At 65.5% G+C, this 26453-nt stretch carries 26 protein-coding genes, 1 tRNA gene and 1 pseudogene; 12 read left to right on the top strand and 16 right to left on the bottom strand.

Translation table 11 applies throughout. The features are described from left to right. Positions 1 to 117 precede the first annotated feature (117 nt). Both GFK26_RS29525 and GFK26_RS29520 read left to right on the top strand, forming a co-directional pair. A tRNA-His gene (locus GFK26_RS29525) sits at positions 118 to 193 on the top strand. A 285-nt stretch (positions 194 to 478) separates the two neighbouring features. Continuing rightward, positions 479 to 826, top strand: coding sequence for an H-NS family nucleoid-associated regulatory protein (locus GFK26_RS29520; RefSeq protein WP_056583066.1), 348 nt, complete (start codon positions 479 to 481; stop codon positions 824 to 826). Between the two features lie 97 nt (positions 827 to 923). Here the strand turns inward: GFK26_RS29520 and GFK26_RS29515 are convergent, their stop codons facing one another. Continuing rightward, positions 924 to 1910, bottom strand: a complete 987-nt coding sequence (locus tag GFK26_RS29515; RefSeq protein ID WP_153285088.1) for an NADPH:quinone oxidoreductase family protein — start codon at positions 1908 to 1910, stop codon at positions 924 to 926. A gap of 128 nt (positions 1911 to 2038) precedes the next feature. Between GFK26_RS29515 and surE the strand changes: the two genes are divergently transcribed. From surE to rlmD, 5 genes are all read left to right on the top strand, one after another. Next, the gene (gene surE, locus GFK26_RS29510) at positions 2039 to 2797 is read left to right on the top strand and encodes a 5'/3'-nucleotidase SurE (protein ID WP_153285087.1); all 759 of its coding nucleotides are present in this window, start codon (positions 2039 to 2041) and stop codon (positions 2795 to 2797) included. Positions 2798 to 2801: 4 nt separating this feature from the next. Continuing rightward, positions 2802 to 3578 carry a protein-L-isoaspartate(D-aspartate) O-methyltransferase gene (locus GFK26_RS29505; protein WP_153285086.1) on the top strand — a complete coding sequence of 259 codons (777 nt, stop codon included), beginning with the start codon at positions 2802 to 2804 and terminating at the stop codon, positions 3576 to 3578. Between the two features lie 11 nt (positions 3579 to 3589). Continuing rightward, positions 3590 to 4498 carry a peptidoglycan DD-metalloendopeptidase family protein gene (locus tag GFK26_RS29500; protein ID WP_153285085.1) on the top strand — a complete coding sequence of 303 codons (909 nt, stop codon included), beginning with the start codon at positions 3590 to 3592 and terminating at the stop codon, positions 4496 to 4498. Positions 4499 to 4502: 4 nt separating this feature from the next. Beyond that, a complete protein-coding gene (locus tag GFK26_RS29495; RefSeq protein ID WP_153285084.1) occupies positions 4503 to 5576 on the top strand; it encodes a sigma-70 family RNA polymerase sigma factor in 1074 nt (357 codons plus the stop codon). A gap of 66 nt (positions 5577 to 5642) precedes the next feature. After that, a complete protein-coding gene (rlmD, locus tag GFK26_RS29490; RefSeq protein WP_153285083.1) occupies positions 5643 to 7079 on the top strand; it encodes a 23S rRNA (uracil(1939)-C(5))-methyltransferase RlmD in 1437 nt (478 codons plus the stop codon). Between the two features lie 45 nt (positions 7080 to 7124). Here rlmD and GFK26_RS29485 read toward each other — a convergent pair whose 3' ends face one another. Further along, positions 7125 to 7826, bottom strand: a complete 702-nt coding sequence (locus GFK26_RS29485; protein ID WP_153285082.1) for a Bax inhibitor-1/YccA family protein — start codon at positions 7824 to 7826, stop codon at positions 7125 to 7127. A 171-nt stretch (positions 7827 to 7997) separates the two neighbouring features. Here GFK26_RS29485 and GFK26_RS29480 point away from each other — a divergent pair, with 171 nt between their 5' ends. Further along, positions 7998 to 8405, top strand: coding sequence for a GlcG/HbpS family heme-binding protein (locus GFK26_RS29480; protein WP_153285081.1), 408 nt, complete (start codon positions 7998 to 8000; stop codon positions 8403 to 8405). A gap of 184 nt (positions 8406 to 8589) precedes the next feature. Here the strand turns inward: GFK26_RS29480 and hemP are convergent, their stop codons facing one another. From hemP to bfr, 13 genes and pseudogenes are all read right to left on the bottom strand, one after another. Continuing rightward, a complete protein-coding gene (gene hemP, locus GFK26_RS29475; RefSeq protein ID WP_099796208.1) occupies positions 8590 to 8802 on the bottom strand; it encodes a hemin uptake protein HemP in 213 nt (70 codons plus the stop codon). Between the two features lie 103 nt (positions 8803 to 8905). Next, positions 8906 to 9319: an ExbD/TolR family protein gene (locus GFK26_RS29470; RefSeq protein ID WP_153285080.1), complete on the bottom strand. Its 414-nt coding sequence runs from the start codon at positions 9317 to 9319 to the stop codon at positions 8906 to 8908. 8 nt (positions 9320 to 9327) lie between these two features. Continuing rightward, positions 9328 to 10044, bottom strand: coding sequence for a MotA/TolQ/ExbB proton channel family protein (locus GFK26_RS29465; protein WP_153285079.1), 717 nt, complete (start codon positions 10042 to 10044; stop codon positions 9328 to 9330). A 22-nt stretch (positions 10045 to 10066) separates the two neighbouring features. After that, positions 10067 to 10755: pseudogene (locus GFK26_RS29460) on the bottom strand (energy transducer TonB). Positions 10756 to 10856: 101 nt separating this feature from the next. Further along, a complete protein-coding gene (locus tag GFK26_RS29455) occupies positions 10857 to 11129 on the bottom strand; it encodes a (2Fe-2S)-binding protein (RefSeq protein ID WP_062473051.1) in 273 nt (90 codons plus the stop codon). 111 nt (positions 11130 to 11240) lie between these two features. Further along, positions 11241 to 11921, bottom strand: a complete 681-nt coding sequence (locus tag GFK26_RS29450; RefSeq protein ID WP_153285078.1) for a Fe2+-dependent dioxygenase — start codon at positions 11919 to 11921, stop codon at positions 11241 to 11243. A 103-nt stretch (positions 11922 to 12024) separates the two neighbouring features. Then, entirely contained in the window at positions 12025 to 14403 is a 2379-nt protein-coding gene (locus GFK26_RS29445; RefSeq protein ID WP_153285077.1) for a catecholate siderophore receptor Fiu, read from the bottom strand. A gap of 237 nt (positions 14404 to 14640) precedes the next feature. Continuing rightward, entirely contained in the window at positions 14641 to 16005 is a 1365-nt protein-coding gene (locus GFK26_RS29440; protein WP_153285076.1) for a sulfite reductase subunit alpha, read from the bottom strand. Next, complete coding sequence (locus GFK26_RS29435) at positions 16002 to 17012, bottom strand: FAD:protein FMN transferase (protein ID WP_153285075.1); 1011 nt, start codon at positions 17010 to 17012, stop codon at positions 16002 to 16004. Before GFK26_RS29435 ends, GFK26_RS29440 begins: the two co-directional genes overlap by 4 nt. Positions 17013 to 17025: 13 nt before the next feature. Then, positions 17026 to 17835 carry a DUF4198 domain-containing protein gene (locus tag GFK26_RS29430; RefSeq protein ID WP_153285074.1) on the bottom strand — a complete coding sequence of 270 codons (810 nt, stop codon included), beginning with the start codon at positions 17833 to 17835 and terminating at the stop codon, positions 17026 to 17028. A gap of 50 nt (positions 17836 to 17885) precedes the next feature. Continuing rightward, the gene (locus tag GFK26_RS29425; protein ID WP_174543631.1) at positions 17886 to 18386 is read right to left on the bottom strand and encodes a DUF2271 domain-containing protein; all 501 of its coding nucleotides are present in this window, start codon (positions 18384 to 18386) and stop codon (positions 17886 to 17888) included. Between the two features lie 95 nt (positions 18387 to 18481). Continuing rightward, a complete protein-coding gene (locus GFK26_RS29420; RefSeq protein WP_153285073.1) occupies positions 18482 to 19129 on the bottom strand; it encodes a PepSY-associated TM helix domain-containing protein in 648 nt (215 codons plus the stop codon). Between the two features lie 131 nt (positions 19130 to 19260). Further along, the gene (gene bfr, locus GFK26_RS29415) at positions 19261 to 19737 is read right to left on the bottom strand and encodes a bacterioferritin (RefSeq protein ID WP_062473038.1); all 477 of its coding nucleotides are present in this window, start codon (positions 19735 to 19737) and stop codon (positions 19261 to 19263) included. Positions 19738 to 19998: 261 nt separating this feature from the next. Here bfr and ahpC point away from each other — a divergent pair, with 261 nt between their 5' ends. Both ahpC and ahpF read left to right on the top strand, forming a co-directional pair. Next, positions 19999 to 20562: an alkyl hydroperoxide reductase subunit C gene (ahpC, locus tag GFK26_RS29405; RefSeq protein ID WP_153285071.1), complete on the top strand. Its 564-nt coding sequence runs from the start codon at positions 19999 to 20001 to the stop codon at positions 20560 to 20562. Positions 20563 to 20651: 89 nt separating this feature from the next. After that, entirely contained in the window at positions 20652 to 22220 is a 1569-nt protein-coding gene (gene ahpF, locus GFK26_RS29400) for an alkyl hydroperoxide reductase subunit F (RefSeq protein WP_153285070.1), read from the top strand. Positions 22221 to 22301: 81 nt separating this feature from the next. Here ahpF and GFK26_RS29395 read toward each other — a convergent pair whose 3' ends face one another. Then, positions 22302 to 23123, bottom strand: a complete 822-nt coding sequence (locus GFK26_RS29395; RefSeq protein ID WP_056583104.1) for a pyruvate, water dikinase regulatory protein — start codon at positions 23121 to 23123, stop codon at positions 22302 to 22304. Positions 23124 to 23316: 193 nt separating this feature from the next. Here GFK26_RS29395 and ppsA point away from each other — a divergent pair, with 193 nt between their 5' ends. Further along, complete coding sequence (gene ppsA, locus GFK26_RS29390) at positions 23317 to 25713, top strand: phosphoenolpyruvate synthase (RefSeq protein WP_153285069.1); 2397 nt, start codon at positions 23317 to 23319, stop codon at positions 25711 to 25713. Between the two features lie 230 nt (positions 25714 to 25943). Next, the gene (locus tag GFK26_RS29385; protein WP_153285068.1) at positions 25944 to 26402 is read left to right on the top strand and encodes a hypothetical protein; all 459 of its coding nucleotides are present in this window, start codon (positions 25944 to 25946) and stop codon (positions 26400 to 26402) included. Positions 26403 to 26453 lie beyond the last annotated feature (51 nt).

Raw genomic sequence — 26453 nt, 5'->3', positions numbered from 1 at the left:
GCCATCGCAGGCGGCCTCTGAAGGCGTCGGGTTGTACGTCGATGTGGCATTTCGGCGTCTTTGGTGATCGCAAGAGTGAAAGCCGCGATTTTTAACGCTACAATCAGAGGCTCTACGGTGGCTGTAGCTCAGTTGGTAGAGTCCCAGATTGTGATTCTGGTCGTCGTGGGTTCGAGTCCCATCAGCCACCCCAAAAAATTCCGTCCCTGCGCTATTTCTCAATAGCACCCAAGGGATTCCAACGCCGGGCTTGCCCGGCGTTGTCATTTCTGGCTTCGCCATCGCTTCAAGCGCCGGGTTGCAAGCCGCATTCTTTCCCCTGCTCCCCCGATTTTGAAAGTGCCCAAAACGGTGCGTGCGTGTTGCGCCTTGTTGCATTCAACCAATGCGTCTGCATTTTTCTGCTGAAAAGGCGCTTGTGGCAAAAGCGGTTTGAATTAGAATTCAGCCGTTTTCAATTCACAACAGGAGTCCAACAATGGCTTCGTCACTCGCCGATATCAATTCCCAGATCCAGAAGCACGACGAGCAGATTGCCCAATTGCGCAAGCAGGCCGAAGACCTGCGTAACCAGGAACGGGCCGGCGTGATCGAAGAAGTGCGCAGGAAGATTGCGGAATACGGTTTGACCGCTTCCGATCTGAAGCTGGGTGGCGGCCGTGCGGCGGCAACCAAGCGCAGCGCAGGTCCTGCAGCCGCCAAGGCCGCCGCCAAATACCGCGGCCCGACGGGCGAAACCTGGTCCGGTGGCCGTGGCCGCAAGCCGCGCTGGGTCACGGAAGCCCTGGCAGCCGGCAAGTCGCTCTCGGATTACGAGATCAAGTGATCGCCTGCAGAATCAGTTGGACATTCGCCCAATAAAAAAGCCCGCTTCGGCGGGCTTTTTTATTGGGAAACGCGCATGCGGGTGCGCGCTCGCCCGGTCAGTTCACCATCACCAGTTTTCCCTTGACGCCGCGCGATCCCATGTGGGCATAGGCGGCCTTCAATTCGGCCATCGGCATCGTGCTGTCGATCACTGGCTTGATTTTTCCTTGGCCATACCACTGGGCCAATTCGGCCATCATCTGTGCATTGGCCTTGGGTTCGCGCTTGGCGAAATCACCCCAGAACACGCCCACGAGCGATGCGCCTTTGAGCAGCGTCAGATTCAATGGCAAGGACGGGATCGGGCCCGACGCAAAACCGACCACCAAATAGCGACCGCGCCAGCCAATCGAACGGAATGCGGGTTCTGCGAAATCGCCACCCACGGGGTCGTAAATCACATCCGGGCCTTTGCCGTCGGTTGCGGCTTTGATGGCATCACGGAAGCCATTGGGCAGTGCGTGCGTCGTGTAATTGATCGTCGCGTCGGCGCCAATCGAGCGGCAGAGTTCGCACTTCTCGTCGGTCGATGCCGCGGCAATCACCTTGGCGCCGGCCGCCTTGGCGATCTGGATGGCTGCGGTGCCCACGCCGCCGGCCGCGCCAAGCACCAGCACGGTTTCGCCGGCCTTGAGCTGCGCGCGGTCCATCAGCGCGTGCCACGAGGTGGCGTAAATCATGATGAAAGCGGCGGCATCCACATGGCCGAAGCCTTCTGGCAGCGGCATGCACAGCGCGGCGGGTGCCAGCGTGTGGGTGCCGAAGCCGCCGGTGCCCGAGAGGCATGCCACGTTCTGGCCGACCTTGAGGTGCGTCACGCCTTCGCCCACCGCCTGAATCACGCCCGCATATTCCGATCCGGGAACGAAGGGCAGCGGCGGCTTCATCTGGTACTTGTTCTGCACGATCAGCAGGTCGGGGAAATTCAGGCTGGCCGCCTTGATTTCGATCAGCACCTGGCCCGGGCCCGGCGCGGGGGTGGGCAGTTCTTTCCAGGTCAGCGCGTCGACGCCGGTGGGGTTTTCGCAAAGCCATGCGTGCATGCTCGGGGTCTCCTTCGAATGAGTCGTGTGGGCAATGAATTCGGGGCGATGATAGGCGGCGCTGTGGTGCGGCGTTGTCCCTGCTGCGACGCACCCCGCACCTACAATCCGCTGCACCCAGAAGCACCATGAAGATACTTATTTCCAATGACGATGGCTTTCAGGCGCCGGGCATCGTCGCGCTGCACGACGCGCTCAAGGACATCGCCGACGTCGAGGTCGTGGCACCCGAGCACAACAACAGCGCCAAGTCGAATGCACTGACGCTGGCCGCGCCGCTGTATGTGCACAAGGCACACAACGGTTTCCGCTACGTGACGGGCACGCCGGCCGATTGCGTGCACATCGCGCTCAAGGGCCTGCTCGACTACCGCCCCGACCTCGTGGTCTCGGGCATCAACAACGGCGCCAACATGGGCGACGACACCATTTATTCAGGCACTGTGGGCGCGGCGATGGAGGCCTACCTGTTCGGCATCCCGGCCATCGCGTTCTCGCAGATCGAAAAAGGCTGGGCGCATGTCGATGCGGCGGCCCAGGTGGCGCGCCGACTGGTGCAGCAGATCGAACGCGAAAAGATGCTCGGCGGTCCTGCCTTCCTGCTCAACGTGAACGTGCCGAACCGACCGTTCGACGAGCTGAAGCCGATCAAGGTCTGCCGCCTCGGTCGCCGCCACGCCGCCGAAAAGGTGATCACGCAGGACAGCCCGCGCGGAGAAATCATGTACTGGATCGCCGGTGCCGGCAGTGCCAAGGACAGCGGGGAGGGCACCGACTTCCACGCGACCGCGGCCGGCCACATTGCACTGACGCCCTTGCAGATCGACCTGACGGACCACGCCAACCTGGGCCAATGGCGCGAGACGGTTGCACGTCTGGGCAATTGACGACATGGCGACCCCTCCACGGCCCAGTTTCCCGGTTCGACTGACCCCCACTGCCTCGGCCGCCACGCGCGGGCGCATGCCCGCCGTGCCGGTCAAGCCGATGGTGCCGTCCACGCCCTCGATGGCCTCCGACGCCATACGGGCACGCATGGTGCAAAGGCTCGCGGCCCAAGGCATCACCGATGCGCGCGTGCTGCGTGCCATGGGCGCGATCGAGCGGCATCGCTTCGTCGATAGCGCGCTGGTCAACCAGGCCTACGAAGACACCAGCCTGCCGATCGGGTTGGGGCAGACCATTTCCAAGCCCAATGTGGTGGCCCGCATGATCGAGCTGCTGCTCGGCGCACCGGCGTTGGTCGGCAAGCCGCAAGACCGGCTCGGGCGCGTGCTCGAGATTGGCACCGGCTGCGGCTACCAGGCCGCGGTGCTGAACGAAGTGGCCACCGAGGTCTACAGCATCGAGCGCCTGCGTGGGCTGCACGAGCGCGCGCGCATCAACCTGCGGCACTTCCGGTTGGCCACCGTGCATCTGATGCTGGGCGACGGCATGATCGGTTACGCAAGGGGCGCGCCCTACGCGGGCATCATCGCCGCGGCCGGCGGCGAGGCTGTGCCTGAGGCCTGGATCACGCAGCTTGCGGTGGGTGGTCGCATCGTCGCGCCGACCCATTCCGCCACCGGTGGACAAGCCCTCGTCGTGATCGACAAGACCCCCCGGGGACTCGAGCGGCGCATTCTTGAGGCGGTTCACTTTGTCCCCCTAAAATCGGGCATCGCTTGAAGGAATAACAAATGCAGGGTTTTGGCAATCGGAGTTTGTTCGCAGGGATCACGCTGGCCGTTGTGCTCGTGATCGCGGGCTGCTCCGCACCGCGTGGTCCCGCACCGGTCGAAGACCGGGGCACGATGACGCGCGCACCCGGGGCGACGACGCCCGGTGGTCCCCCCATCACGACCGACGCGTCCGGCAAACCGCTCCCCGGCATCGAGAACTACGGCAAGCCCGGCTACTACGCCGTGCGCCCCGGCGACTCCATCCGTCGCATCGGCAGCGAAACCGGCCAGCGCTGGCAGGACATCGTGCGCTGGAACAACCTCGACAACCCCGACCTGATCGAAGTCGGCCAGGTGCTTCGCGTGATTCCGCCGACAGGCGCGAGCACGGCGGTTGCCGCGGCACCGTCCACCACGGCGCCGTCGGCCACTGAGGCGACGACCAAGCCGGTGACCCCGCAGGCCAGCGTCACGCCGACCGTGCCCGCCAGCGGCGCGAGCGGCACGACCAAGCCGCCCGTCACGGCCTCGCCTTCGGGCCCGAGCAGCTCGGGCGACGATGATCTGGGCTGGATCTGGCCTGCCAGCGGTTCGCTGATCGCCGGCTTCGACGAAGCCAAGAACAAGGGCTACGACATCAGCGGCAAGGCCGGCGATCCCGTGCTGGCCGCGGCCGACGGCCGTGTGGTCTACGCCGGCGCCGGCCTGCGCGGTTACGGCAACCTGATCATCCTGAAGCACAACAACACCTACCTCACGGCGTATGCGCACAACCAGACGCTGCTCGTGAAGGAAGACCAGTCGGTTCAGAAGGGCCAGAAGATCGCCGAGATGGGCAACAGCGACGCCGATCGCGTGAAGCTGCATTTCGAGATCCGCCGCCAGGGCAAGCCCGTCGACCCGTCGCGTTACCTGCCCAACCGGTGATGCCATGGCTGCCTCCCGCCCTCGCCGCACACTGCCCGTGCGCGGGCTGGCGGGGCAGGGCAGCCCTTCACCGTCAAGCAACGGTGGCCGCAATGGTCACCAGGACAGCGGCGACGAGCCGCTGAGCGCAGACGCCCTTCCCGAAGACTCCACCGCAGATTCGTCGACCTCTTCCGCAGCACCGGCCCCGCTTCACGGCGCCAAGGCCGAGGTCATGGGCGGCGAGGGCGCCGATGCCCTGACCATCTACCTGCGCCAGGTCCGGCGCACCGAGCTCTTCACCCCTGCCGAGGAATACGCCACCGCCTGCGCCGCGCGCGCCGGCGACTTCGCGGCGCGGCAATCGATGATCGAGCACAACCTGCGGCTCGTGGTCAACATTGCCAAGAACTACCTGGGGCGTGGCATGCCGCTGTCCGACCTCATCGAGGAAGGCAACCTCGGGCTGATGCACGCCATCACCAAGTTCGAGCCCGAGCGTGGGTTCCGCTTCTCCACCTACGCGACCTGGTGGATCCGCCAATCGGTCGAGCGCGCCGTCATCACGCAGTCGCGGGCGATCCGCCTGCCGGTGCATGTCGTGCGCGAACTGCAGCAGGTCCTGCGGGCGCGTCGTACGCTCGAGGGCGATGCGGAGTTCCTGGCGAGCCGGCCAGACGGCGTGCGTGTCGAAGACGTGGCCGCGCTGCTCGGTCGCGAGGTGCAGGCGGTGGCCGACCTGCTGGCGCTGGCCGAGACGCCGCGTTCGCTCGATGCAGGCGACGCGCACGGCGAAGAAGGCTTCACGCTGGCCGACACCGTGGCCTCCGACGACGAGCAGGGCAACCCGGCCGGCGTGACCCACACGCACGAGGTCGAGCGCTTGCTCGACCAGTGGGTGCAGGCCCTCAACGCGCGGGAGCGCGAGGTGCTCGAAGGCCGCTACGGCCTGCACGACCGGGAGCCCGAAACGCTCGAGGTGCTGAGCGTGCGGCTGGGCCTGACGCGCGAGCGCGTGCGGCAGATCCAGAACGAAGCGCTGGCCAAGATGCGCAAGCAGCTAGCGCGCTCCGGCGTGGGTCGCGACGCGCTGTTCTAGTCGCCTCAAAGAACGAAGGTAACCCGCCGCGCGAGACCACCCCGGCCACGCTGAGACAATCGGGGGATGACGGAATCCATCGAAGAAAAGAAAGTCCCCGCGAGCCCCGCCGATGAATGGCTCCAGGTCGAGTCGCTCGACCTGGATGCGCAAGGCGTGTCACACAAGTCCGACGGCATGGTCGTCTTCATCGAGGGCGCACTGCCTTTCGAGGAAGTGCAGTTCAACGTCCATCGCCGCAAGAACAACTGGGAACAAGGCACGGTCACGCAGATCCGCCGCGAATCCTCGCAGCGCGTGCGTCCCGGCTGCCCGCACTTCGGCCTGCACACGGGCGCGTGCGGCGGCTGCAAGATGCAGCACCTCGACGCCGCCGCCCAGGTGGCGGTGAAGCAGCGGGCGCTCGAAGACAACCTCTGGCACCTCGGCAAGGTCAAGCCCGAGAACCTGCTGCGCCCGTTGGAAGGTCCGGCCTGGCACTACCGCTACCGGGCTCGGCTGTCGGTGCGCCATGTGGTCAAGAAGGGCACGGTGCTGATCGGCTTCCACGAGCGCAAGAGCCGCTACCTCGCCGACATGCAGGTCTGCCCCGTGCTGCCCAAGCAGGTCAGCGCCATGCTGATGCCGCTGCGTGCGCTGATCGGTTCCATGGATGCGCGCGAAACCTGCCCGCAGATCGAGCTGGCCTGCGGCGACGCGCCGGGCTCGACCGCGCTGGGCACCATCGCCCTGGTGCTGCGGCACCTGGAGCCGTTGTCGGGCGCCGACATCGGGCGGCTGAAGGCCTTTGCGGCCGAGAACGAAGGCGTCCAATGGTGGCTGCAGGCCAAGGGCCCGGACACCGTGAAGCTGCTGGAAGAGGGCGGCACGCCACTGGCCTACCGCCTGCCCGCGTTCGGCGTGACGATGCCGTTCAAGCCGACCGATTTTACGCAGGTCAACCCGCACATCAATCGCGCATTGGTCGGCAAGGCGCTGCGCCTGCTCGACGTGAAGCCCGAAGAGCGCGTGATTGATTGGTTCTGCGGCCTGGGCAACTTCACGCTGCCGCTGGCCAGCCAGGCGCGCGAGGTGCTGGGCATCGAGGGCAGCGACACGCTGGTGGCGCGCGCGACCGAGAACTTCAAGAGAAATCAGCCTGCAACGCCCGAGCGGCGCGCGCTGTCAGCCACCCAGTTCGTGACGCGCAACCTGTTCGACATGACGCCCGAGATGCTGGTGGCCGACGGCAGTGCCGACAAGTGGCTGGTCGATCCGCCGCGTGAAGGCGCCTTCGCGCTGGCCAAGGCGATGGCCGATCTGCACCAGCAGCCCGAACTTCGCGCCAATGGCTGGACGCCGCCGAAGCGCATCGTGTACGTGAGCTGCAACCCGTCGACACTGGCGCGCGATGCCGGTCTGCTGGTCCACCAGGCGGGCTACCGCTGCACCTTCGCGGGCGTGGTGAACATGTTCCCGCACACGGCGCACGTCGAGTCGATCGCGGTCTTCGAGCTGGAATGAAAAAAGGCCCGAAAGGGCCTTTTTCCTTGGGGTCGGGGAAGCCGCTCAGTCGCGCTCGCCGCCGAAGATGCCCAGCAGGGCCAGCAGGCTCTGGAACACGTTGAACATGTCCAGGTACAGGGCCAGCGTGGCGCTGATGTAGTTGGTTTCGCCGCCGTCCATGATCTGCTTGAGGTCATAGAGCATGTAGGCCGAGAAGATGCCGATGGCGGCCACCGAGATCACCAGCATGCCGGTGCTCGAGCCCACGAAGACGTTGACGACGGCGCCGAGCATCAGCACCAGCGCGCCGACGAACAGGAACTTGCCCATACCCGACAGGTCGCGCTTGATGACCGTGGCCAGCGAGGCCATCACGAAGAACACGCCGGCGGTGCCGCCGAAGGCCGTCATGATCAGTTCGGGGCCATTCTTGAAGCCGAGCACCATCGCAAGCAGGCGCGACAGCATCAGGCCCATGAAGAAGGTGAAGCCCAGCAGCACCGGCACGCCGGCGGCGGAGTTCTTGGTCTTTTCGATCGCGAACATGAAGCCGAACGCGCCGCCGAGGAAGACGATCAGGCCGAGCCCGCCGGTGAGCGAGCGGGTGATGCCGGTGCTCACGCCGATCCAGGCGCCCAGCACGGTCGGCAGCAGGCTCAGCGCCAGCAGCCAGTAGGTGTTGCGCAGCACGCGCTGGCGTTCGGCCTGCGGCAGTGTCTGGCCGTAGCCGGTGGAAGTGTCGAGGGTGGTCACACGGTCGTTCATGGCCGAAGCTCCTGAGGTTGCTGCATGCAATGACACGCAGTTGGGCGCATTCTAGGGGGCTGCAAGAGGGGGTATTGCAAAGACCGTATGCCCGATGTTCTTAAGCCTCGGCGGGACGCTGCGGCGCCCCGCCGTTATGCTGTCGGGTTTCGACGCAACCTGAGCTTATTCATGAAGACCAAATCATTCCTCGAACTCGCCGACGTCAAGGCCATCGCCGCTGCAGCGGAAGCCGAGGCCCTGAAGAACAACTGGGCCGTGACCATCGCCATCTCCGACGACGCCGGCAACCTGCTCTGGCTGCAGCGCCTGGACGGTGCCGCCGCGCTGTCCTCGCACATCGCCCCCGCCAAGGCACACACCGCCGCCATGGGCCGTCGCGACAGCAAGGTCTACGAAGACATCATCAACGGCGGCCGCACCGCGTTCCTGACGGCGCCCCTGGTGGAAGGCCTGCTCGAAGGCGGCGTGCCGATCGTCAAGGACGGCCACGTCATCGGCGCCGTGGGCGTGAGCGGCGTGAAGTCGAACGAAGACGCGCAAGTCGCCAAGGCTGGCATCGCCGCACTCGGCCTGTAAGCCTTTTCGCTTCGCCCAAAGCAAAACGCCGACCAGATGGTCGGCGTTTTCGTTTTCGGTGCTTCAGCGTGAAAAAAAGCTTGGCTAGTCGGCGAACCGTTGGCTAGCAAAAAACGACCCTTCGGAGATGAATCTCCTCGAGTCGCCCCACGATGAAACTTGCGCAAGGGGCGGGCTGAACGACCTACTTGGTCAGGATCAGCTTGCCGAGTTTGGTGGCTTGAAGCCGGTAGAGCGAGCCGTTGTGCATGATGCCCACGGTCTTGCTTCCTTTCAGAAGCTCCGTGCTTTCGACCATTGGCGCCGGACGCGCCACCTGGATCGACGCATGACCGCCACCCGATTGGTCGAGCGAAGGGTGGTTCAGAACAGAAAAGGCATTCGGGGTGGCTGGCATCTGGAGTTCCTTCATGGAAGCGATGAGTGAATGATAATGATTCTCAATATAAAGTCAATCGTCGCGATCAACTTTTTTTCGATCATTTGCTCATTCGTTCAGGTCACTTCGTCTCGGGCTCGGTGATGAAGCCGATCTTGCGCACACCGGCTTCACGCGCCTCGGCCATGGCCTTGGCCACGCGCTCGTAGCGCACGGCCTTGTCGCCGCGGATATGGAGTTCGGGCTGCGGTTCCTTGGCGGCTTCGGCGGCCAGGCGGTTCGGCAGTTGGCTGTCGTCGATCTTCTCTTCGTTCCAGTAATAGGAGCCGTCGGCCGTGACGCTGAACAGGATGTTCTGCGGCTTGGGCTGCTCGGGTTCGCTGCTGGCGCGGGGCAGGTCGATGTTGACCGCGTGCTTCATGACCGGCACGGTGATGATGAAGATGATCAGGAGCACCAGCATGACGTCGACCAGCGGCGTCATGTTGATCTCGTTCATCACCTCATCGGGCTCGTCTTGGGTTCCGAAAGCCATGATGCTGCTCAGCCCTTCTTGAGCGGAACCACGACGGCTTCACCGCTGCCGCTTTGCACGCGGGCGCCGGTCACGAAGTAGGCGTGCAGGTCGTGGGCGAAGCTGTTGAGCTTGGTCAGCACGAACTTGTTGCCGCGCACCAGGGCGTTGTAGCCCAGCACGGCGGGAATGGCGACCGCCAGGCCCAGGGCCGTCATGATCAGTGCTTCGCCGATCGGGCCGGCCACCTTGTCGATGGTCGCCTGGCCGGCCGAGCCGATGCTCATCAGCGCGTGATAGATGCCCCAGACTGTGCCGAACAGGCCGATGAACGGTGCCGTCGAACCCACCGAAGCGAGGATGGCGAGGCCGGTCTGCAGGCGTGCCGTGAAGGCGTCGATGCCGTTGCGCAGCGAACGCGTGATCCAGTCGCTCACGTCGAGCGCGTCATGCAGGTGCGCCTTGGTGTTGCGGTGGTGGGCGGCGGCTTCGCGGCCCTCGAGCGCCAGGGCGCGGAACGGGTTGCCGTCGTCTGTGCCCAGCTTGTTCAGGGCGGTGGCGAAGTCTTCGCTGTGCCAGAAGTCTTGCGAATGCTTGGCGAAGCGCTTGTAGCGGATGACGTCGAGCGCCTTCACGATGATCACGATCCACGAGGCGAGGGACATGCCGATCAACAGAACCGCGACAGCCTTGGTGACGAAGTCGCCCTGATTCCAGACGTTCATCAAGCCAAATTGGGAATCCATACGAAGTTGCTCCAGAGAAAAATTAGTTCAGGACGTAGTTGACGGGGGCGTCGTAAGACATGGCCTGCACCACGCCGTTGACCTTGCCGGGCACGAACCGGCATTTCATGATGTATTCCACGGCCGCCTCGTCGAGGCGATCGAAACCGCTGGATTTCTTGACTTCGGCACTCTTGGGCAGGCCGTCGGCGCCCACGAGCACCCGAACGATCACCTTGCCCTGCTCGCCGAGCCGCTTGCTCATGGCGGGGTAGACCGCCTTTGGGTTCTGCAAATAGTCGGCATTGCTCGACGGCAACTGGACGGCGGGTGGCGCTGGAGGTGCCGGCGGCGGTGCGGGAGGGCTGGGGCGCGGGCGGCGCCGGCGGCGTGGCCGGGGTGGCGGCTCCGTGGTGCCGACGGGCGCAGCCGGCGCAGGCGTCGGCTTGGGCTCGCGGATGGCCTGGGGCGCGGCGGCGGCGGCGCCTTGTTCACCTTGGGTTGCGGCGGCGGAGGCGGCGGGGGCGGCGGATCGGCCTTGGGTTTCGGCGGCTCGACGAACTGGCTCAGGATCTCGACGGGAATCACCACTTCGGCGGCCCGGCGCAGCAGGCCGCTTTGCAGCGCCCACAGCGCGGCGCCGTGAAACAGGATCACGCCGCCGGCAATGACGACAGTGCGCGACAGGCCAAGGAAAGAGGGAGGGGGGGCAAAGCGGTCAGACACGATCAACCATTCGAATGCGGGCACTACAAATCGTGCCCCGATTGCAGCAAAACCGCTACAGAGACGCTACTTGCGAAAAATCCACCAGACAGAGCCGGCGACGAGGATCAGGCTGCCGCCGAGAGCCGAGACGAGTTCCATGCTTTGCTTTCCTTGATGGAGTTGGCAAGCTGGATCGCTCTCGGCGCCGATTCGCAATTCAAGGCGGCGACCGGGTGAGAGACGCTGCACTGCGCCACGATGTCGCGCGCACAACCTTCACACTGACCACACTGGGTGGCCACGCCGAGTTCGAACTGGACTTCGTCGAAAGTCATGCCGGCTCGCACATGACGTGCGATTTCACGGTCAGAGACTCGGCGGCAGACGCAAACGATCATGGCAGTGAAAGCGGCAGTTGGCTGGCTGTTGGATGTGACTCATTATAAATAAGAATCCATCGCATTTGCAATAACTATGACTGACACGCAGTCCGAGTTTGCAAGCCGGTGTTACACCTCGGCCCAGAGCCGCAGGAGGTTGTGATAGTGGCCGGTGAGCGCCACGGTTTCCTCGCATTCGCCCAGGCGGGCGCGCAGTTTCTGGATCGTCTGGTCGAGTTCGAACAGCATCGCGCGCTGCGCATCGCTGCGCACCATGCTCTGCAGCCAGAAGAACGAGCACACCCGCGCCCCGCGCGTGACCGGGTGCACGCGGTGCAGACTGCTCCCCGGATAGAGGATCAGGTCGCCGGCCGGCAGCTTGACCTCGTGCGAGCCGTAGGTGTCGATCACCTCCAGCTCGCCGCCTTCGTAGTCTTCCGGGTCGCTCAGGAAAAGGGTGCACGACAGGTCGGTGCGCAGCTGCTGGCTGCTGCCCGGCACCGCGCGAACCGAGCCGTCGACATGCACGCCGTAGTGTTCGCCGCCTTCGTAGCGGTTGAACAGTGGCGGCACAAACCGCGCAGGCAGTGCTGCCGAGAAGAACAGCGCGTGGCGCGAGAGCGCGGCCAGGATGGTCGCGCCGAGTTCGCGCGAGACGGGTGACGACTCCGGCAACTGGCGGTTGCGCTTCACCTGTGCGCCCTGGTCGCCCACGGTTTCTCGGCCGTCGACCCATTGGGTGGCATCGAGCGCGGCGCGCATCTCGCGCACCTGGTCTGGGCTCAGCACGTCGGGCACATGCAGCATCATTTCGGTGAACTCCACAAGAAAAAAGCCCCGGCGCGGGCCGGGGCTTGAGTGTCGCACTGCGCCTGCCGCAAGGGCCGGCACAGGAGCGACGTGGTCGTCGGGATCAGAACGCGAAGTTCGCGGTGATCTTGGCCGAGCGAGGCGTGCCCGGCGTGTAGCGGTAGCCGCTCTTGTTGATGGCAGCCGCGTACTGCTTGTCGAACAGGTTGGCGATGTTCAGCTGGATGTCGATGTTCTTGTTGATGCGGTACGACGCCATGGCATCGAACACCCAGTAAGAATCGATGTACGCCGGCGTGCCCACCGCGCCGTCGGTGCCGCGGTGCAGCTTGCCGTTGTAGCGCGCGCCGCCGCCGACCGTCAGGCCGAACGGGAACTGGTAGGTGGTCCAGGCCGTGAGCGAGTTCTTCGGCGTGTAGGTCAGCACGTTGGTGCCGTCGGCGGTGACGTTGGGGCCGCTTTGCACCTTGGTGTCCATCGTCGTGAAGCCGGCGCTCATGCCCCAGCGTTCCGTGATGGTGCCCGCCACGCCCAACTCGATACCCTGCACGCGCTTCTTGCCGCTCTGGTAGTACAGCGCGGTGTTGGTCGGGTCTTGCACGACTTCGTTGCTCACGTCGGTGCGGTAGATCGCGCCGGTCAGCGACAGCTTGTCGTCCAGCACGTCCCACTTGGTGCCGACCTCGAAGGTCTTGGCCTTTTGCGGCAGGAAGTCGGTGCGCGCCGCGCTGTTGCCCGTGCCGGCAGCCGACAGCGAGAAGTTCGCGCCGCCCGGAGGTTGGGCCGAGGTGCCGTAGGCCGCATAGATGCTGCCGTTCTTCGCGGGCTTGTAGACCACGCCGATCTTGCCGGTGAACAGGTTGTCCGACAGCTTGAGCGACGAGGGCACCAGCGTGCCGACCGGCAGTCCGGGGTTGTTCGCGGCCGTCGACAGCGCCGCGCTCTGGAACGAGGTGTTGTAGTGGTCGAAGCGCAGGCCGCCGGTGATCTGCCATTGCTCGTTGAGCTTGACGGTGTCGAAGGCATAGAGGCCGACCGTGTTGGTCACGCCCTTGCTGTCGGCGCCGCTGAGCATGCGGTTGTAGCCGTTCACGTACGGGTTCGGCGCGTACAGGTTGGCCACCGGCCAGGCGCCGTTCTGCACGACCTTGCCGTTGAACGTCGCACCGGGGCTGAAGTAGCCCAGGCTCGATTGCTCTTCACGGATCAGCTCGACGCCCGCGCTGAGCGAGTGGCTCAGGCTGCCGGTGTTGAACTTGGCGGTCACGTTCGTCTGGTTGACGAAGATCGTGTTTTCCTGGTTCTTGTTGGTCGGCGAGTTGCGCGTGACCGTCCACGACGCGGGCAGGCCCGGAATCGGCGTGTCCAGGAAGGCGGCGCCGGCTGCCGGGGGCCGGCCGGTTGCTGCGAGGCCCGCGAGCATGAACGACGTCAGCATGTAGTCCTGCTTCGTCTTGCCGTAGCGGGTCGTGTTGCGCAGCGTGATGTCGGGCGTGAAGTCGTGCTCCACGCGCGCGGTGAACATGTCGGCCGTCACCTTGTTGAAGTCGTACGCGGTGCCGTAGAAGTTCTTCGGATCGACCGGTGCCGCGTAGTTCAGGAAGCTGCGGCGACGTGCGCCCAGGGCGACCGGATCGGGGTTCGAATAGCTGGGCAGGCCGATGGTCGGCACGCCGCCGTCGGGCACGTTGTCCTGGTCGACGTGCAGGTAATCGAAGTAGAAGCGCGTGGGCGAGTTCAGGCCGAGCGCGAGCGACGGTGCAATGGCGGTGCGCTTGTTCTTCACGAAGTCGCGGCCGGGCACGCCGGCATCTTCCATCGCCGCATTCAGGCGGAACGCGGCGCCGATGCCGTTGGCGCCGCTGAGCGACTTGTTCCAGTCGATGCTGCCGCGCTTGTAGTCGGCGCTGCCGAAACCGAGCGAGCCCAGGAAGCTGTCTTCGAGCTTCGGCTTCTTGGTCACGAGGTTGATGTAGCCGGTGGGGGAGGTGCGGCCCACGTCGGTGCCCGACGGGCCCTTCACCACTTCAACTTGCTCGATGTTGAACATGTCACGCGAGACCGAGCCCAGGTCGCGGATGCCGTCCACGAAGATGCTGCTGGAGCTGTCGAAGCCGCGCATGAACACGGCGTCGCCGGTGTTCGTGTTGCCGTTCTCGCCCAGGAAGAAGGTGCCGACGCCGGCGGTGTTGCGCAGCGCTTCGGTGAGCGTGGTCGCACCCTGTTCGCGAATGATCTGTTCCTTGATCACCTGGATCGTCTGCGGCGTGTTCACCAGCGGGGCCGTGAACTTCGGGTTGGCCGAGGTGTCGGTCTTGTAGTCGGCGGCCGTCGAATCCTGCACGCGGACTTCAGGCAGTGCCCGTCCGGTCTGGGCAAAGGCGGCGGGGGCTGCGATGGCCAGCAGCGTGGCTGCGGCAGCACCCGACAGGTGAGGAACGGCGCGGGCGACGGCGTGTTTGCGGCTCTTGATATAGGCCATGTTGTTTTCTCCAGAAAGGGCGGGCGGGCAGGGCTCGACTGGCTGGGTCCGGGCGGCGCACTCTCAGGGAGAAAAAGGGCGGCAAGACTGGCTGGGTGAGCTGACTTGCGAGGGTTTTTGCAAATCGATGCAAATGATATTGCTTCTCAATACCAAGGTGCTAAAAAGTGAACTCTTAAGCCAAAAGTTTCTCGCCACCCGTTGCCGGGACGCAACTGAGCCCGCCGCGCGAGCCGTTCAGTAGACGTCGCGGCGGTAGCGCCCGCTGGCCGACAGCTCGGCCCAGAGGTCGTCGCCGGCGATCTGCCGCAGCGCTGCGTCGACGCCCGACGCCATGCCCTGCAGGCTGCCGCAGACATAGACGGCCGCGCCGTCGCGCAACCAGGCCTGCAGCGTGTCGGCCAGCTGCAGCAGGCGATGCTGCACGTAGAAGCGCTCGGCCTGATCGCGCGAGAAGACCATGTCGAGCCGCGCGAGCGTGCCGTCGGCCTGCCAGGCTTCGATTTCTTCTCGGCAGAGGAAGTCGTGCGCGGACTGGCGCTCGCCGAACACCAGCCAGTTGTCTTTTCGCCCGGCGGCGGCGCGCGCGCGCAGGTGGGCGCGCAAGCCGGCCAGCCCGGTGCCGTTGCCGATCAGGATCAGCGGACCGTTCTCGTTGCCTTCGAGCCGGAAGCCGCGGTGCGGCCGCAGGCGCAGCGCGACGGTGTCGCCGAGCGAGAGCGTCGAGGTGAGCAGGCCCGACGCGGCGCCCATCGAGCCGTCGGGGTGCTGTTCCTGGCGCACGAGCAGTTGCAGCTCGCCGTCGGCGGGCAGGGAGGCGATCGAGTAGTCGCGTGGCCGTGCCGGATCGCTCGCGACGGCGACCTGCACCAGATCGCCCGAGGCCCAATGCGGCAGGGCGCCGGCTTGCGGCGTCAGGCCGAGGTGAAAGACCGGGCCGCCCGTGCTGCCGGCGTTGAGCAGTTCGCGCCGCGTGAGCCGCCACGGCGCGAAGTTCGCCGTGGCGTCGTCGATGTCCTCCGGTGCGTCGCCCCAGCGGGACTGCCAGTCGGCGAGCGCGGCGGGGTCGCTGTTGTCGACCTCGATGGGGTCGAAGTCGCGCATCGCGCCCGACGTGTGAAGCCACGCATCGAGCGCGCGGCCGAAGCCGCAGAAGTGGGCGTACTGGCGGTCGCCGAGCGCGAGCACGGCGTAGCGAAGCGAAGGCAGCGCCAGCGGCGCGCCCATCACGCGTTCGGCGAACACGCTGGCGCCGTCGGGCGCATCGCCTTCGCCGTAGGTGCTGGCCACGAAGAGGGCTCGTTGGGCCGAGGCGAGCGTGGCGCTGTCGAGTGCATTGAGTGCCATCACGCGCACCGCGGTGCCCGCCGCGCGCAGCCGACGCGCGGTTTGCCAAGCGATGGTCTCCGCCTGGCCTGTCTGGCTGGCGAACAGCACGAGGGTGGTCGAGGCTTGCGCGCCGTCACCGGCCGACAGCGCCGCGGCTTCGCGGGCGGCCATGGCGTGCAGTCGTCGCTGGCGTGCGTAGATGCCCAGGCACAGCGCGGCATAGGCCGCGACCGTCGCGCTGGCGCCCAGCGCACGCCACAAGGTCTCGGTCATGCGCCAGCCTGCGCCTGCCACGCGCGCGTGGCGCGCTCGGTGAGCGATCCGTCGTCGGCGCGAGTGATGAACAGGGCCGCGATGTCGCGCTGCTGCGCAAAGGCCAGGCCCTCGTCGGGGCCGAGCACGGTCAGCACGGTGGCGAGCGCATCCGCCTGCATGCACTGCGGGTGCAGCACCGTGACGCTGGCCAGCGCATGCGCCACCGGTTCGCCGTCGCGCGGATCGATGGTGTGCGACCAGCTGCGTCCTTCGATCACGCGCCGGTGCCAGCGGTCGCCCGAGGTGGCCACGGCCATGTCGGCCAGCGCGATGCGTTGCGGGGTCGGCATCTCGGTGTCGACCTGCACCTGCCACGGGGCGCCGCCGGGCCGCCGGCCGATGCCGCGCAGCTCGCCGCCGATCTCGAACAGCAGGTCGGTGAGGCCGAGCGCGCGCAGCGCGTCGACGCCGTGGTCCACCGCGAAGCCTTTGGCGATGCCCGAGAGGTCGAGCTGCACGCCGCCGGGCTGCAGCAGCGTGTGATCGGATTCATCGAATGTCAGCCGTTGCCAGCCGACGCGCGAATGGATCGCGGCCACCGCGTCGGGCGAGGGCAGGGCGTTGTCCTGCGACGCTGCGGGGCCAAAGCCCCAGCGCGCCACCAATGCGCCAACCGTCGGATCGATTGCGCCGCCGCTGGCCCGCGCCCACGCGAGCGCGCACTGCATCACCTGCGCGAACTCCGCCGGCAGCGCATGGCGCGAACCGGCGGGCGCGGTGTTGAAGCGGCTGATGAGCGAGCCGGGCTCCCAATGGCTCATCTGCGCGATCACGCGCGCGAGCGCCGCCTCGACCGCTTCGCGCACTTGCGCAAGCGGCAGCATCTGCGGGTTGTCGAAGCGCAGCGACCAGGTCGTGCCCATCGTCTGCCCGCCCAGCTGTTGAAGGCTGGCGGGATCGGCACGACGGGGGGCGGCCGCGTTGGCGTAGCCGCCCGCGCGCCAGGTGCTGAACGAAAGACTCAAGGGCGCAGCAGGATCAGGGCATCACTTCCAGGGTGGCCGCGTAGCTCAGGCGGCGTTCCTTGGCTTGCGGCACGGTGGTCTTGCTGTCCTTGGTGCTGGCGTCGAGCCAGTACATGCCGGCGCTCGGCCAAGTCACGCTGAACTGGCCCTTGTCGTCGGTCTTGAGCTTGACCTCGTCGAGCTTGTCGCGGTACTGGGTGTTGCCGGCGGTCACGGTCACTTCGAGGTCCTTGGCGGGCTTGCCGTCCAGGTGCAGCGTGAAGGTCGCCTTCTCGCCCTTGACGAGGTCGGTCGGGCTGCCGGTGGAGATCAGTTCCAGGCCCTGGCCGATGGGCTTGAGCGCCGAGGGCTTGCCGACGGTCACGAAGGTCTCGATGCGGCCGGCCGATTGGGTGATCGTCACGTCCTGTGCGTCGGCCGGGATTTCCTTGCCGATGGTTTCCGCTGTGCCGCGGGCGCGCTTGTTCTGGCCCGTGGCCTTGTCCTTCCAGGCGGCGAAGGCGCCGTTGTTGACCACCGCGATGCGGTAGGTGCCCGCCTGTGCGACGTTCACGTCGAACACGTTGCGCAGCTTGAGCTTGGCTTCGGATTCAGGCTTGACCGCGCTGCCGTCGGGGGCGGTGATCTGCAGGCCCTCCAGGCGCAGCGGCGCGTGGTTGGCAACGAACAGGTCGTTCGACACGGCGGCGTCGACGCTCACGGTGTCGGCCTTCGACAGCACGGTGGTCGAGGGCAGCAGCCAGGCGTTGTGCGCCTGGGTGACGGAAGCAACGGCCGAAAGGGCGAGGGCGAGGCCGGCGGCGCGCAGGGTGAAGCGGGTCATGGAGGTCCTTGGAATGAGAGGGCGGGCGAAGAGGGCGGGTCGGTCGGAAGTCAGGGCTTGAGTTCGAGCTTGATTTCGCCGAGCTCTTCCTTGCCGGCTGCGACCGGTTGTGCGGCCGCGGTGGGCGGCCACTGGAACGGGATGGTCACGACCTCGCGGCCGCCGACTTCACGGGCGGCTTCCACCACCAGCTTGTAGGCGCCGGGGGCGAGCTTGGGCATCGCGCCCGAGCCTTCGGTGAAGCTCAGCTGGTGCTTGCCCGCGGGCTTGGAGGCGCCGGTCACGCCGTCCACCGGCACCGCCAGTTCACGGCCGCCGCGGCGCCACCACTGGCGCATGTCCTTGAGCCACTTGGTGCCTTCGCCTTCGGGGTTGTTGGTCTTGGTGCGCACGTCGTACCAGACGGCCAACGTGCCAGCCATCGTGCTGTCGGCGCGCTCAATCCAGGTCGCCACGTAGGGGCGGTGGTACTCCGACACATTGAGCCTGGGGATCTCGATGTTGACCGACAGGCCGGCCGCAATGGCCGGGGCCGCGAACAGCGCCGACATGGCAATCGGTGCGAGCGAGTAGCGAAGGTGCACGGGAAACCTCTTTTCCTGAATCAACAAAAACAACGTGCCGACCGATCCAACTATCGGATCGGTCAGTGAATGAACAGCAGCGCGAGCAGCACGGGCACCACCAACCCCATGCCCACCATGGGCCAGGTGAAGGGGCGGTTGCCCGCATGCATCTTGAGAATGAACAACCCGGTGACCGAGAAGACCAGCGTGGCGGCCGCGAAGATGTCGATGAACCAGCTCCAGGCGGTGCCGGTGTTGCGGCCCTTGTGCAGGTCGTTGAAGTAGGAGAGCCAGCCGCGGTCGGTGCGCTCGTATTCGACCTCGCCCTCGGGCAGGCTCAGGCGCAGCCAGGCGTCGCCGCCGGGGCGGGGGAGCGAGAGGTAGATTTCGTCGTCGGACCATTCGGCCTCGCGGCCGACGGTGTCGATGTCCCACTGCTTGCGCAGCCAGGCTTGCAGTTCGGCGGGGAGCGGGGCTTTGCCCTGCTGGGCCTTGGCGGCCGGCAGTTGCTGTTCGAGGCGGGCGCGCAGCGCGTCGTCGACGATGCCGTTGTGCGTGGTGACGACCGGCTTGGCCTCGATCTGGCCCGCGTGGTTGAGCGTGAAGCCCGTGACGCTGAACAGGATCATCCCGACGAGACAGATGGCGGAACTGACCCAATGCCACTCGTGGAGGGTCTTGAGCCAATAGGCGCGGCGGCGGTTGTCGGAACGGGCGGGGGCAGTCATCGAAAGCGCGAATTGTATTCGCGCGAATGAGAATGACTGCTATTCAGTGGGGATAAAGTTAAGTAAAGAGCAATAAAAAACGGGGCCGAAGCCCCGTTTGTTTGCAATGCCATGACGGCGGTGCGTTGTGCTTACTCGAGCTCGCCCACCTGCAACTGCAGGTAGTTCTGCAGGCCGACGCGGTCGATCAGGTCGATCTGCGTCTCGAGGAAGTCGATGTGCTCCTCGGTGTCGTCCAGGATCTCTTGCAGCAGGTCGCGCGAGACATAGTCGCGCACCGATTCGCAATGTGCGATGCCGTCCTTGATGGTCGCTTGCGCGCCGGTTTCGGCGCCGAGGTCGCAGCGCAGCAGCTCGGGCACGTCTTCGCCGATGTTCAGCTTGCCCAGATCCTGCAGGTTGGGCAGGCCGTCGAGCATGAAGATGCGGTCCATGAGCTTGTCGGCGTGCTTCATCTCGCCGATGGACTCTTCGTATTCCTTCTTTGCCAGCTTGTCCAGGCCCCAGTGCTTGAGCATGCGGTAGTGGAGGAAGTACTGGTTGATCGCAGTCAGCTCGTTCTTGAGCTGCGCCTGCAGGTGTTCGATGACTTTGGGGTCGCCCTTCATGGTTCTTTTCCTTGTTCTGAAAGCGGTGATTGTCCGAGGGGAGAACATGCCCTTGCAAGCAAACCCATGCTGCGCCGGTCTGCATGCGTGTGATGGTGATACACGTTCGTATTGACCTGCCGCAAGCCGACGCGCGAGGCGATGGCAAACATAGGGGGTTCCAATACTTTCAATAGTTGATATCTATTGAAAACTAGATATTGGTAGTTATACTCATGGCTCGCACTTATTTTTGTCCACCCGAGCATCCAAGGAATCAACATGTCCCTGATCAACACCGCAGTCCAACCCTTCAAGACCCAGGCCTACCTCAACGGCAAGTTCATCGATGTGTCCGACGAGACGCTCAAGGGCAAGTGGTCTGTCCTGATCTTCATGCCGGCAGCCTTCACCTTCAACTGCCCGACCGAAGTCGAAGACGCGGCCGACCACTACCCCGAATTCCAGAAGCTGGGTGCCGAGGTCTACATCGTGACCACCGACACGCACTTCTCGCACAAGGTCTGGCACGACACCTCGCCGGCCGTCGGCAAGGCCAAGTTCCCGCTGGTGGGCGACCCGACCCACACACTCACCAACGCATTCGGCGTGCACATCCCCGAAGAAGGCCTGGCACTGCGCGGCACCTTCGTGATCAACCCGGACGGCATCATCAAGACCGCCGAAGTGCACTCCAACGAAATCGCCCGCGACGTCAAGGAAACCCTGCGCAAGCTGAAGGCAGCGGTCTACACCGCCGCGCACCCGAACGAAGTCTGCCCGGCCAAGTGGAATGACGGCGACAAGACCATCGCTCCGTCGTTCGACCTCGTCGGCAAGATCTAAGCGCCCCGCGCGAAAGCCCGGGCGCTCACGAGGCCCCGGGCTTTTTTGTCCCGAGTTGATAGTTTTCAGTTATCGAAAGAGAGTCCGCCATGCTTGACGCCAGCACCAAAGCCCAATTGAAGAGTTACCTCGAACGCGCCACGCAGCCGATCGAGATCGTCGCCTCGCTCGACGACAGCAAGGCCTCGGGCGAGATGCTGTCGCTGCTGAAGGACGTGGCCGAATCGTCGCCGCTGGTCACGCTGACCGAAAGCCGCGACGACAACCACCGCAAGCCCTCGTTCTCGGTCAACCGCCCGAGCGAAAACCACGGCCCCCGCTTTGCCGGCCTGCCGATGGGCCATGAATTCACGTCGCTGATCCTTGCGCTGCTGCAGATCGGCGGCTACCCACCCAAGGTCGAGCAGGCCGTGCTCGACCAGATCAAGGCGCTCGACGGCGATTTCGAGTTCGAAATCTACGTCTCGCTCACCTGCCACAACTGCCCCGACGTGGTCCAGGCGCTGAACCTGATGGCCATTCAGAACCCGCGCATCCGCACCACGATGATCGAGGGCGGCACCTTCCAGGACGAAGTGAAGGAACGCCAGATCATGGCCGTGCCGACCGTGTTCCTGAACGGCACCGAGTTCGGCCAGGGCCGCATGAGCCTGGAAGAAATCCTCGCCAAGATCGACACCAGCGGCGTCGAGCGCGAAGCCGCCAAGATCGCCGCCAAGGACGCCTTCGACGTGCTGATCGTCGGCGGTGGCCCGGCTGGTGCCGCAGCCGCCGTGTACGCCGCGCGCAAGGGCATCCGCACGGGTGTCGCCTCGGAGCGCTTCGGCGGCCAGGTGCTCGACACGCTGGGCATCGAGAACTTCATCTCGATCAAGGAAACCGAAGGACCGAAGTTCGCCCACGCCCTCGAAGAGCACGTGCGCGACTACGACGTCGACATCATGAATCTGCAGCGCGCCAAGGCCCTTGTGCCCAATGCAGGGCCGGGCAACGACCTCATCGAGGTGCAGCTCGAGAGCGGCGCCTCGCTCAAGAGCAAGAGCGTCATCATCTCGACCGGTGCCCGCTGGCGCAACATCAACGTGCCCGGCGAACACGAGTTCAAGAACAAGGGCGTGGCTTACTGCCCGCACTGCGACGGTCCGTTGTTCAAGGGCAAGCGCGTCGCCGTCATCGGCGGCGGCAACTCGGGTGTCGAGGCCGCCATCGACCTCGCCGGCATCGTCGGCCACGTCACGCTGATCGAGTTCGACACGCAACTGCGCGCCGACGCCGTGCTGCAGCGCAAGCTCAAGAGCCTGAATAACGTCGACGTGTTCACCAACGCGCAGACCACCGAGATCACCGGCGACCAGAAGGTCAACGGCCTGGTCTACAAGGACCGCGCCACGGGCGAACTGAAGACGGTCGAACTCGAAGGCGTGTTCATCCAGATCGGCCTCGTGCCCAACACCGACTGGCTCAAGGGCACGGTCGAGCTCACGAAGCACGGCGAGATCGTGGTCGATGCACGCGGGCAGACCTCGGTACCCGGCGTGTTCGCGGCGGGTGACGTCACCACGGTGCCGTTCAAGCAGATCATCATTGCGGCCGGCGACGGCGCGAAGGCGGCGCTCGGCGCGTTCGACCACCTGATCCGCACGTCGGCCCCGGCCTGAGTCCAGGGGCTCTCAAAGGAAAAAGGGGTGCCATCGACAGATGGCACCCCTTTTCTCGTGCGAACAGCTGCGGCGTCCGGCTCAGTAGATCAGCCGCTCCGGCCGCAGCTCCTGCAGGATCGTGGTGGCGATTTCCTCGATCGACTTGGTCGTCGTCGAGAGCCAGCGGATGCCGGCGCGCCGCATCATGGCTTCGGCCTCGCTGACTTCGTGGCGGCAGTTCTCGAGGCTGGCGTAGCGCGAGTTGGGCCGGCGCTCGTTGCGGATCTCGCTCAGCCGCTCGGGCTGGATCGTCAGGCCGAAGATCTTCTTGCGGTGCGGGCTCAGCGCCGGCGGGAGCTGGCGGCGGTCGAAGTCTTCGGGAATCAGCGGGTAGTTGGCGGCTTTCAGGCCGTGCTGCATCGCCAGGTAGAGCGAGGTCGGCGTCTTGCCGCTGCGGCTTACGCCGACCAGGATCAGGTCGGCGCCTTCCAGGTCGCGGTTGCTCTGGCCGTCGTCATGCTGCAGGCTGAAGTCGATGGCCGCGATGCGGTCGTTGTAGGCCTTGCTCTTGCTGACGTCGCTGAAGCGGCCGATGCGGTGGTTCGACTTCATGGCCAGCTCGATCTCCAGCGGGCGCACGAAGGTGCCGAACATGTCGAGCAGCATGCCCTTGCAGCCGGTTTCGATCACGCCCAACACGTCCATGTTGGCCAGCGTGGTGAACACGATGGGCCGCACGCCCTCGATTTCGGCCGTGTGGTTGATCTGCCGCACCGCCTGGTGCGCCTTGTCGACGGTGTCGGTGAACGGCAGCCGCACGTGGCGCGGCTTCATCTCGAACTGGGCCAGAACGGCATTGCCGAAGGTTTCGGCGGTGATGCCGGTGCCGTCGGAGACGAAGAAAACAGTGCGTGTATGCATGGTGTTGCTTTTGCGGCGGAGTCCTGCGGCGCGCGCGACCTGCCACGCCTACAATCCGGGCCATTATCGGGAATCCGCTTTCCCAACCCCCTCGAATTCTTTCCATGCACACCGCGACCGCACCCAAAGCAACGACAACGATCGTGCTGCGCCGTCTGCATGCAGCGCCGGTTTCAACTTCTGGAGCTTCCCCATGTCTGCACTTTTCGAGGCGACCGCACTGGTCGTGCCATTTGAAAACCTGAGGATGACCGACGTCGAGTCGGTTGGCGGCAAGAACGCCAGCCTCGGCGAAATGATCTCGCAGTTGCCACAGGGCGTGCGCGTGCCGACCGGTTTTGCGACCACGGCCCACGCGTTCCGCCAGTTCCTGGCGCACGACGGCCTGGCCGACAAGATCAGCAAGCGCCTGGCCGCGCTGGACACCGAAGACGTGCGCGCCCTGGCCGCGGCCGGTGCCGAAATCCGCGCCATGGTCGAGGCCCAGCCGTTCCCGGCCGACCTGCAGAAAGCCATCGGCGAAGCCTTCGCCACGCTGAGCGCCGGCAACCCGTCCGCTTCGTTCGCCGTGCGCTCGTCGGCCACCGCCGAAGACCTGCCCGACGCTTCGTTCGCGGGCCAGCAGGAAACCTTCCTGAACGTGGTCGGCATCGACGACGTACTGCACAAGATGAAGGAGGTGTTCGCCTCCCTCTACAACGACCGCGCCATCAGCTACCGTGTGCACAAGGGCTTCGAGCACGACGTGGTCGCGCTCTCGGCCGGCGTGCAGCGCATGGTGCGCTCCGACCTCGGCGCCGCCGGCGTGATGTTCACCATCGACACCGAATCGGGCTTCGACCAGGTGGTGTTCATCACCTCGAGCTACGGCCTGGGCGAGACGGTGGTGCAAGGCTCGGTGAACCCCGACGAGTTCTACGTGCACAAGCCGACCCTCAAGGCCGGCAAGAAGGCCGTCATCCGCCGCAACCTCGGCTCCAAGCTGATCCAGATGGAGTTCGCCACGCCCGAAGAAAAGAAGGCGAGCGGCAAGCTGGTCAAGACCACCGACGTCAAGGCCGAGCAGCGCAACCGCTATTCGCTGAGCGACGCCGACGTCGAACAGCTGGCCCGCTACGCGCTGGTGATCGAAGAACACTACGGCCGCCCGATGGACATCGAGTGGGGCAAGGACGGCACCGACGGCCACCTCTACATCCTGCAGGCGCGTCCCGAAACCGTGAAGAGCCAGCAGCAGGGCAAGGCCGAGCAGCGCTACAAGCTGCTGGGCAAGGGTGCCGTGCTGGCCGAAGGCCGTGCCATCGGCCAGAAGATCGGCACCGGTGCCGTGCGCATCGTGCACAACATCAGCGAAATGGACCAGGTGCAGGCCGGCGACGTGCTCGTCACCGACATGACCGACCCCAACTGGGAACCGGTGATGAAGCGCGCAGCCGCCATCGTCACCAACCGCGGCGGGCGCACCTGCCACGCGGCCATCATTGCGCGCGAACTCGGCATTCCGGCCGTGGTCGGCTGCGGCGACGCCACCGACCTGCTCAAGGACGGCACGCTCGTCACCGTGAGCTGCGCAGAGGGCGACACCGGCTTCATCTACGACGGCCTGCTCGAGACCGAAGTGACCGAAGTGCAGCGCGGCGTGATGCCCGAGATCGACCTGAAGATCATGATGAACGTGGGCAACCCGCAGCTCGCCTTCGACTTCGCGCAGCTGCCGAACCACGGCGTGGGCCTGGCGCGCCTCGAGTTCATCATCAACAACAACATCGGCGTGCATCCGAAGGCGATCCTCGACTACCCGAACGTCGACAACGACCTGAAGAAGGCCGTCGAGTCGGTGGCCCGCGGCCATGCGTCGCCGCGCGCGTTCTACGTCGACAAGGTCACCGAAGGCGTCGCGACCATCGCTGCCGCGTTCTGGCCCAAGCCTGTCATCGTGCGTCTGTCGGACTTCAAGTCGAACGAGTACCGCAAGCTGATCGGCGGCAGCCGCTACGAGCCCGAGGAAGAAAACCCGATGCTGGGCTTCCGCGGTGCCGCGCGCTACCTGAGCGCCGACTTCGGCGAGGCCTTTGCCATGGAGTGCGAGGCGCTCAAGCGCGTGCGCAACGACATGGGCCTGACCAACGTGCAGATCATGGTGCCCTTCGTGCGCACCCTGGGCCAGGCCGAGCGCGTGACCACGCTGCTGGGCGAGCACGGCCTGAAGCGCGGTGAAAACTCGCTCAAGCTGATCATGATGTGCGAGGTGCCGAGCAATGCGGTGCTGCCGGAAGAGTTCCTGAAGTTCTTCGACGGCTTCTCGATCGGCTCGAACGACCTGACCCAGCTCACGCTGGGCCTGGACCGCGACTCCGGCCTCGAGCTGCTGGCGGCCGACTTCGACGAGCGCGATCCGGCCATCAAGGCGCTGCTGAGCCGCGTCATCAAGGCCTGCAAGGCTGAAGGCAAGTACGTCGGCATCTGCGGCCAGGGCCCCAGCGACCACCCCGACTTCGCGCTGTGGCTGGCGGAGCAGGGCATCGAATCGATCTCGCTGAACCCGGACAGCGTGATCGACACCTGGCAGCAGCTGGCCCAGCGAGGCTGAGCCCGCGCGCGGCGGGGCATGCTGCGAAAAGCATGCCCCGCTGCGTGATGCAACGCGGCGAATGGCGGAAATCCCCATGGGGGATTCCCCCGTGCTTGTCCCGTGCAAATGAAACAAAGTGCGTTTCCGATGTCAGACTCGTGACATTCGCAGGCGCCGTATCCCGGCTGCCCGCCTGAGGCGGCACAGGCCCGCCCGGGCCCGTGTCAGCACTTCGCCGGAGACCCCCCATGATTCTTGTCAAGACGGAAGCCGGACAGCAGGTCCTCAAGGACCGCTCGGTGCCGTTGACGCCGCGCCAGCGCTCGGCGTTCATCCAGTTCGACGGTAAACGCTCGATCGACGACGTGCTGGGCTCGGGCCTGGGCATCGGGCATGAAGAGGTCGATCAAATGATCGCGCTGGGCCTGCTGGCGCCCCTGGACGGCCAGCCGGCTGCGGCGCCCGCTGCCGTGGTGGCGGCCCCGGCGCCGGCTGCATCTTCCGGCCGCAGCCGTCAGCAGCGTTACAAGGACGCGTACCCGATCGCCACTCAATTGACCGGCAGCCTGGGCTTGATGGGCTTCCGGCTCAACCTCCAGGTCGAAGGCACGACCAGCTACGAAGACCTCCTGGCGCTGGCGCCCAAGATCCGCGCCGCCGTGGGCCCGGAGAAGGCTGCCGCTCTCGACAAGGCCCTCAACGACTGAGGCGCCTTGCCGGATCGCGCAAGACAGGGCTATAATCGCCGGCTTTGCCTT

Source organism: Variovorax paradoxus, assembly GCF_009498455.1.
GTDB classification, from domain to species: Bacteria; Pseudomonadota; Gammaproteobacteria; order Burkholderiales; family Burkholderiaceae_C; genus Variovorax; species Variovorax paradoxus_H.
This window is presented reverse-complemented; position numbering and strand designations above follow the sequence as displayed.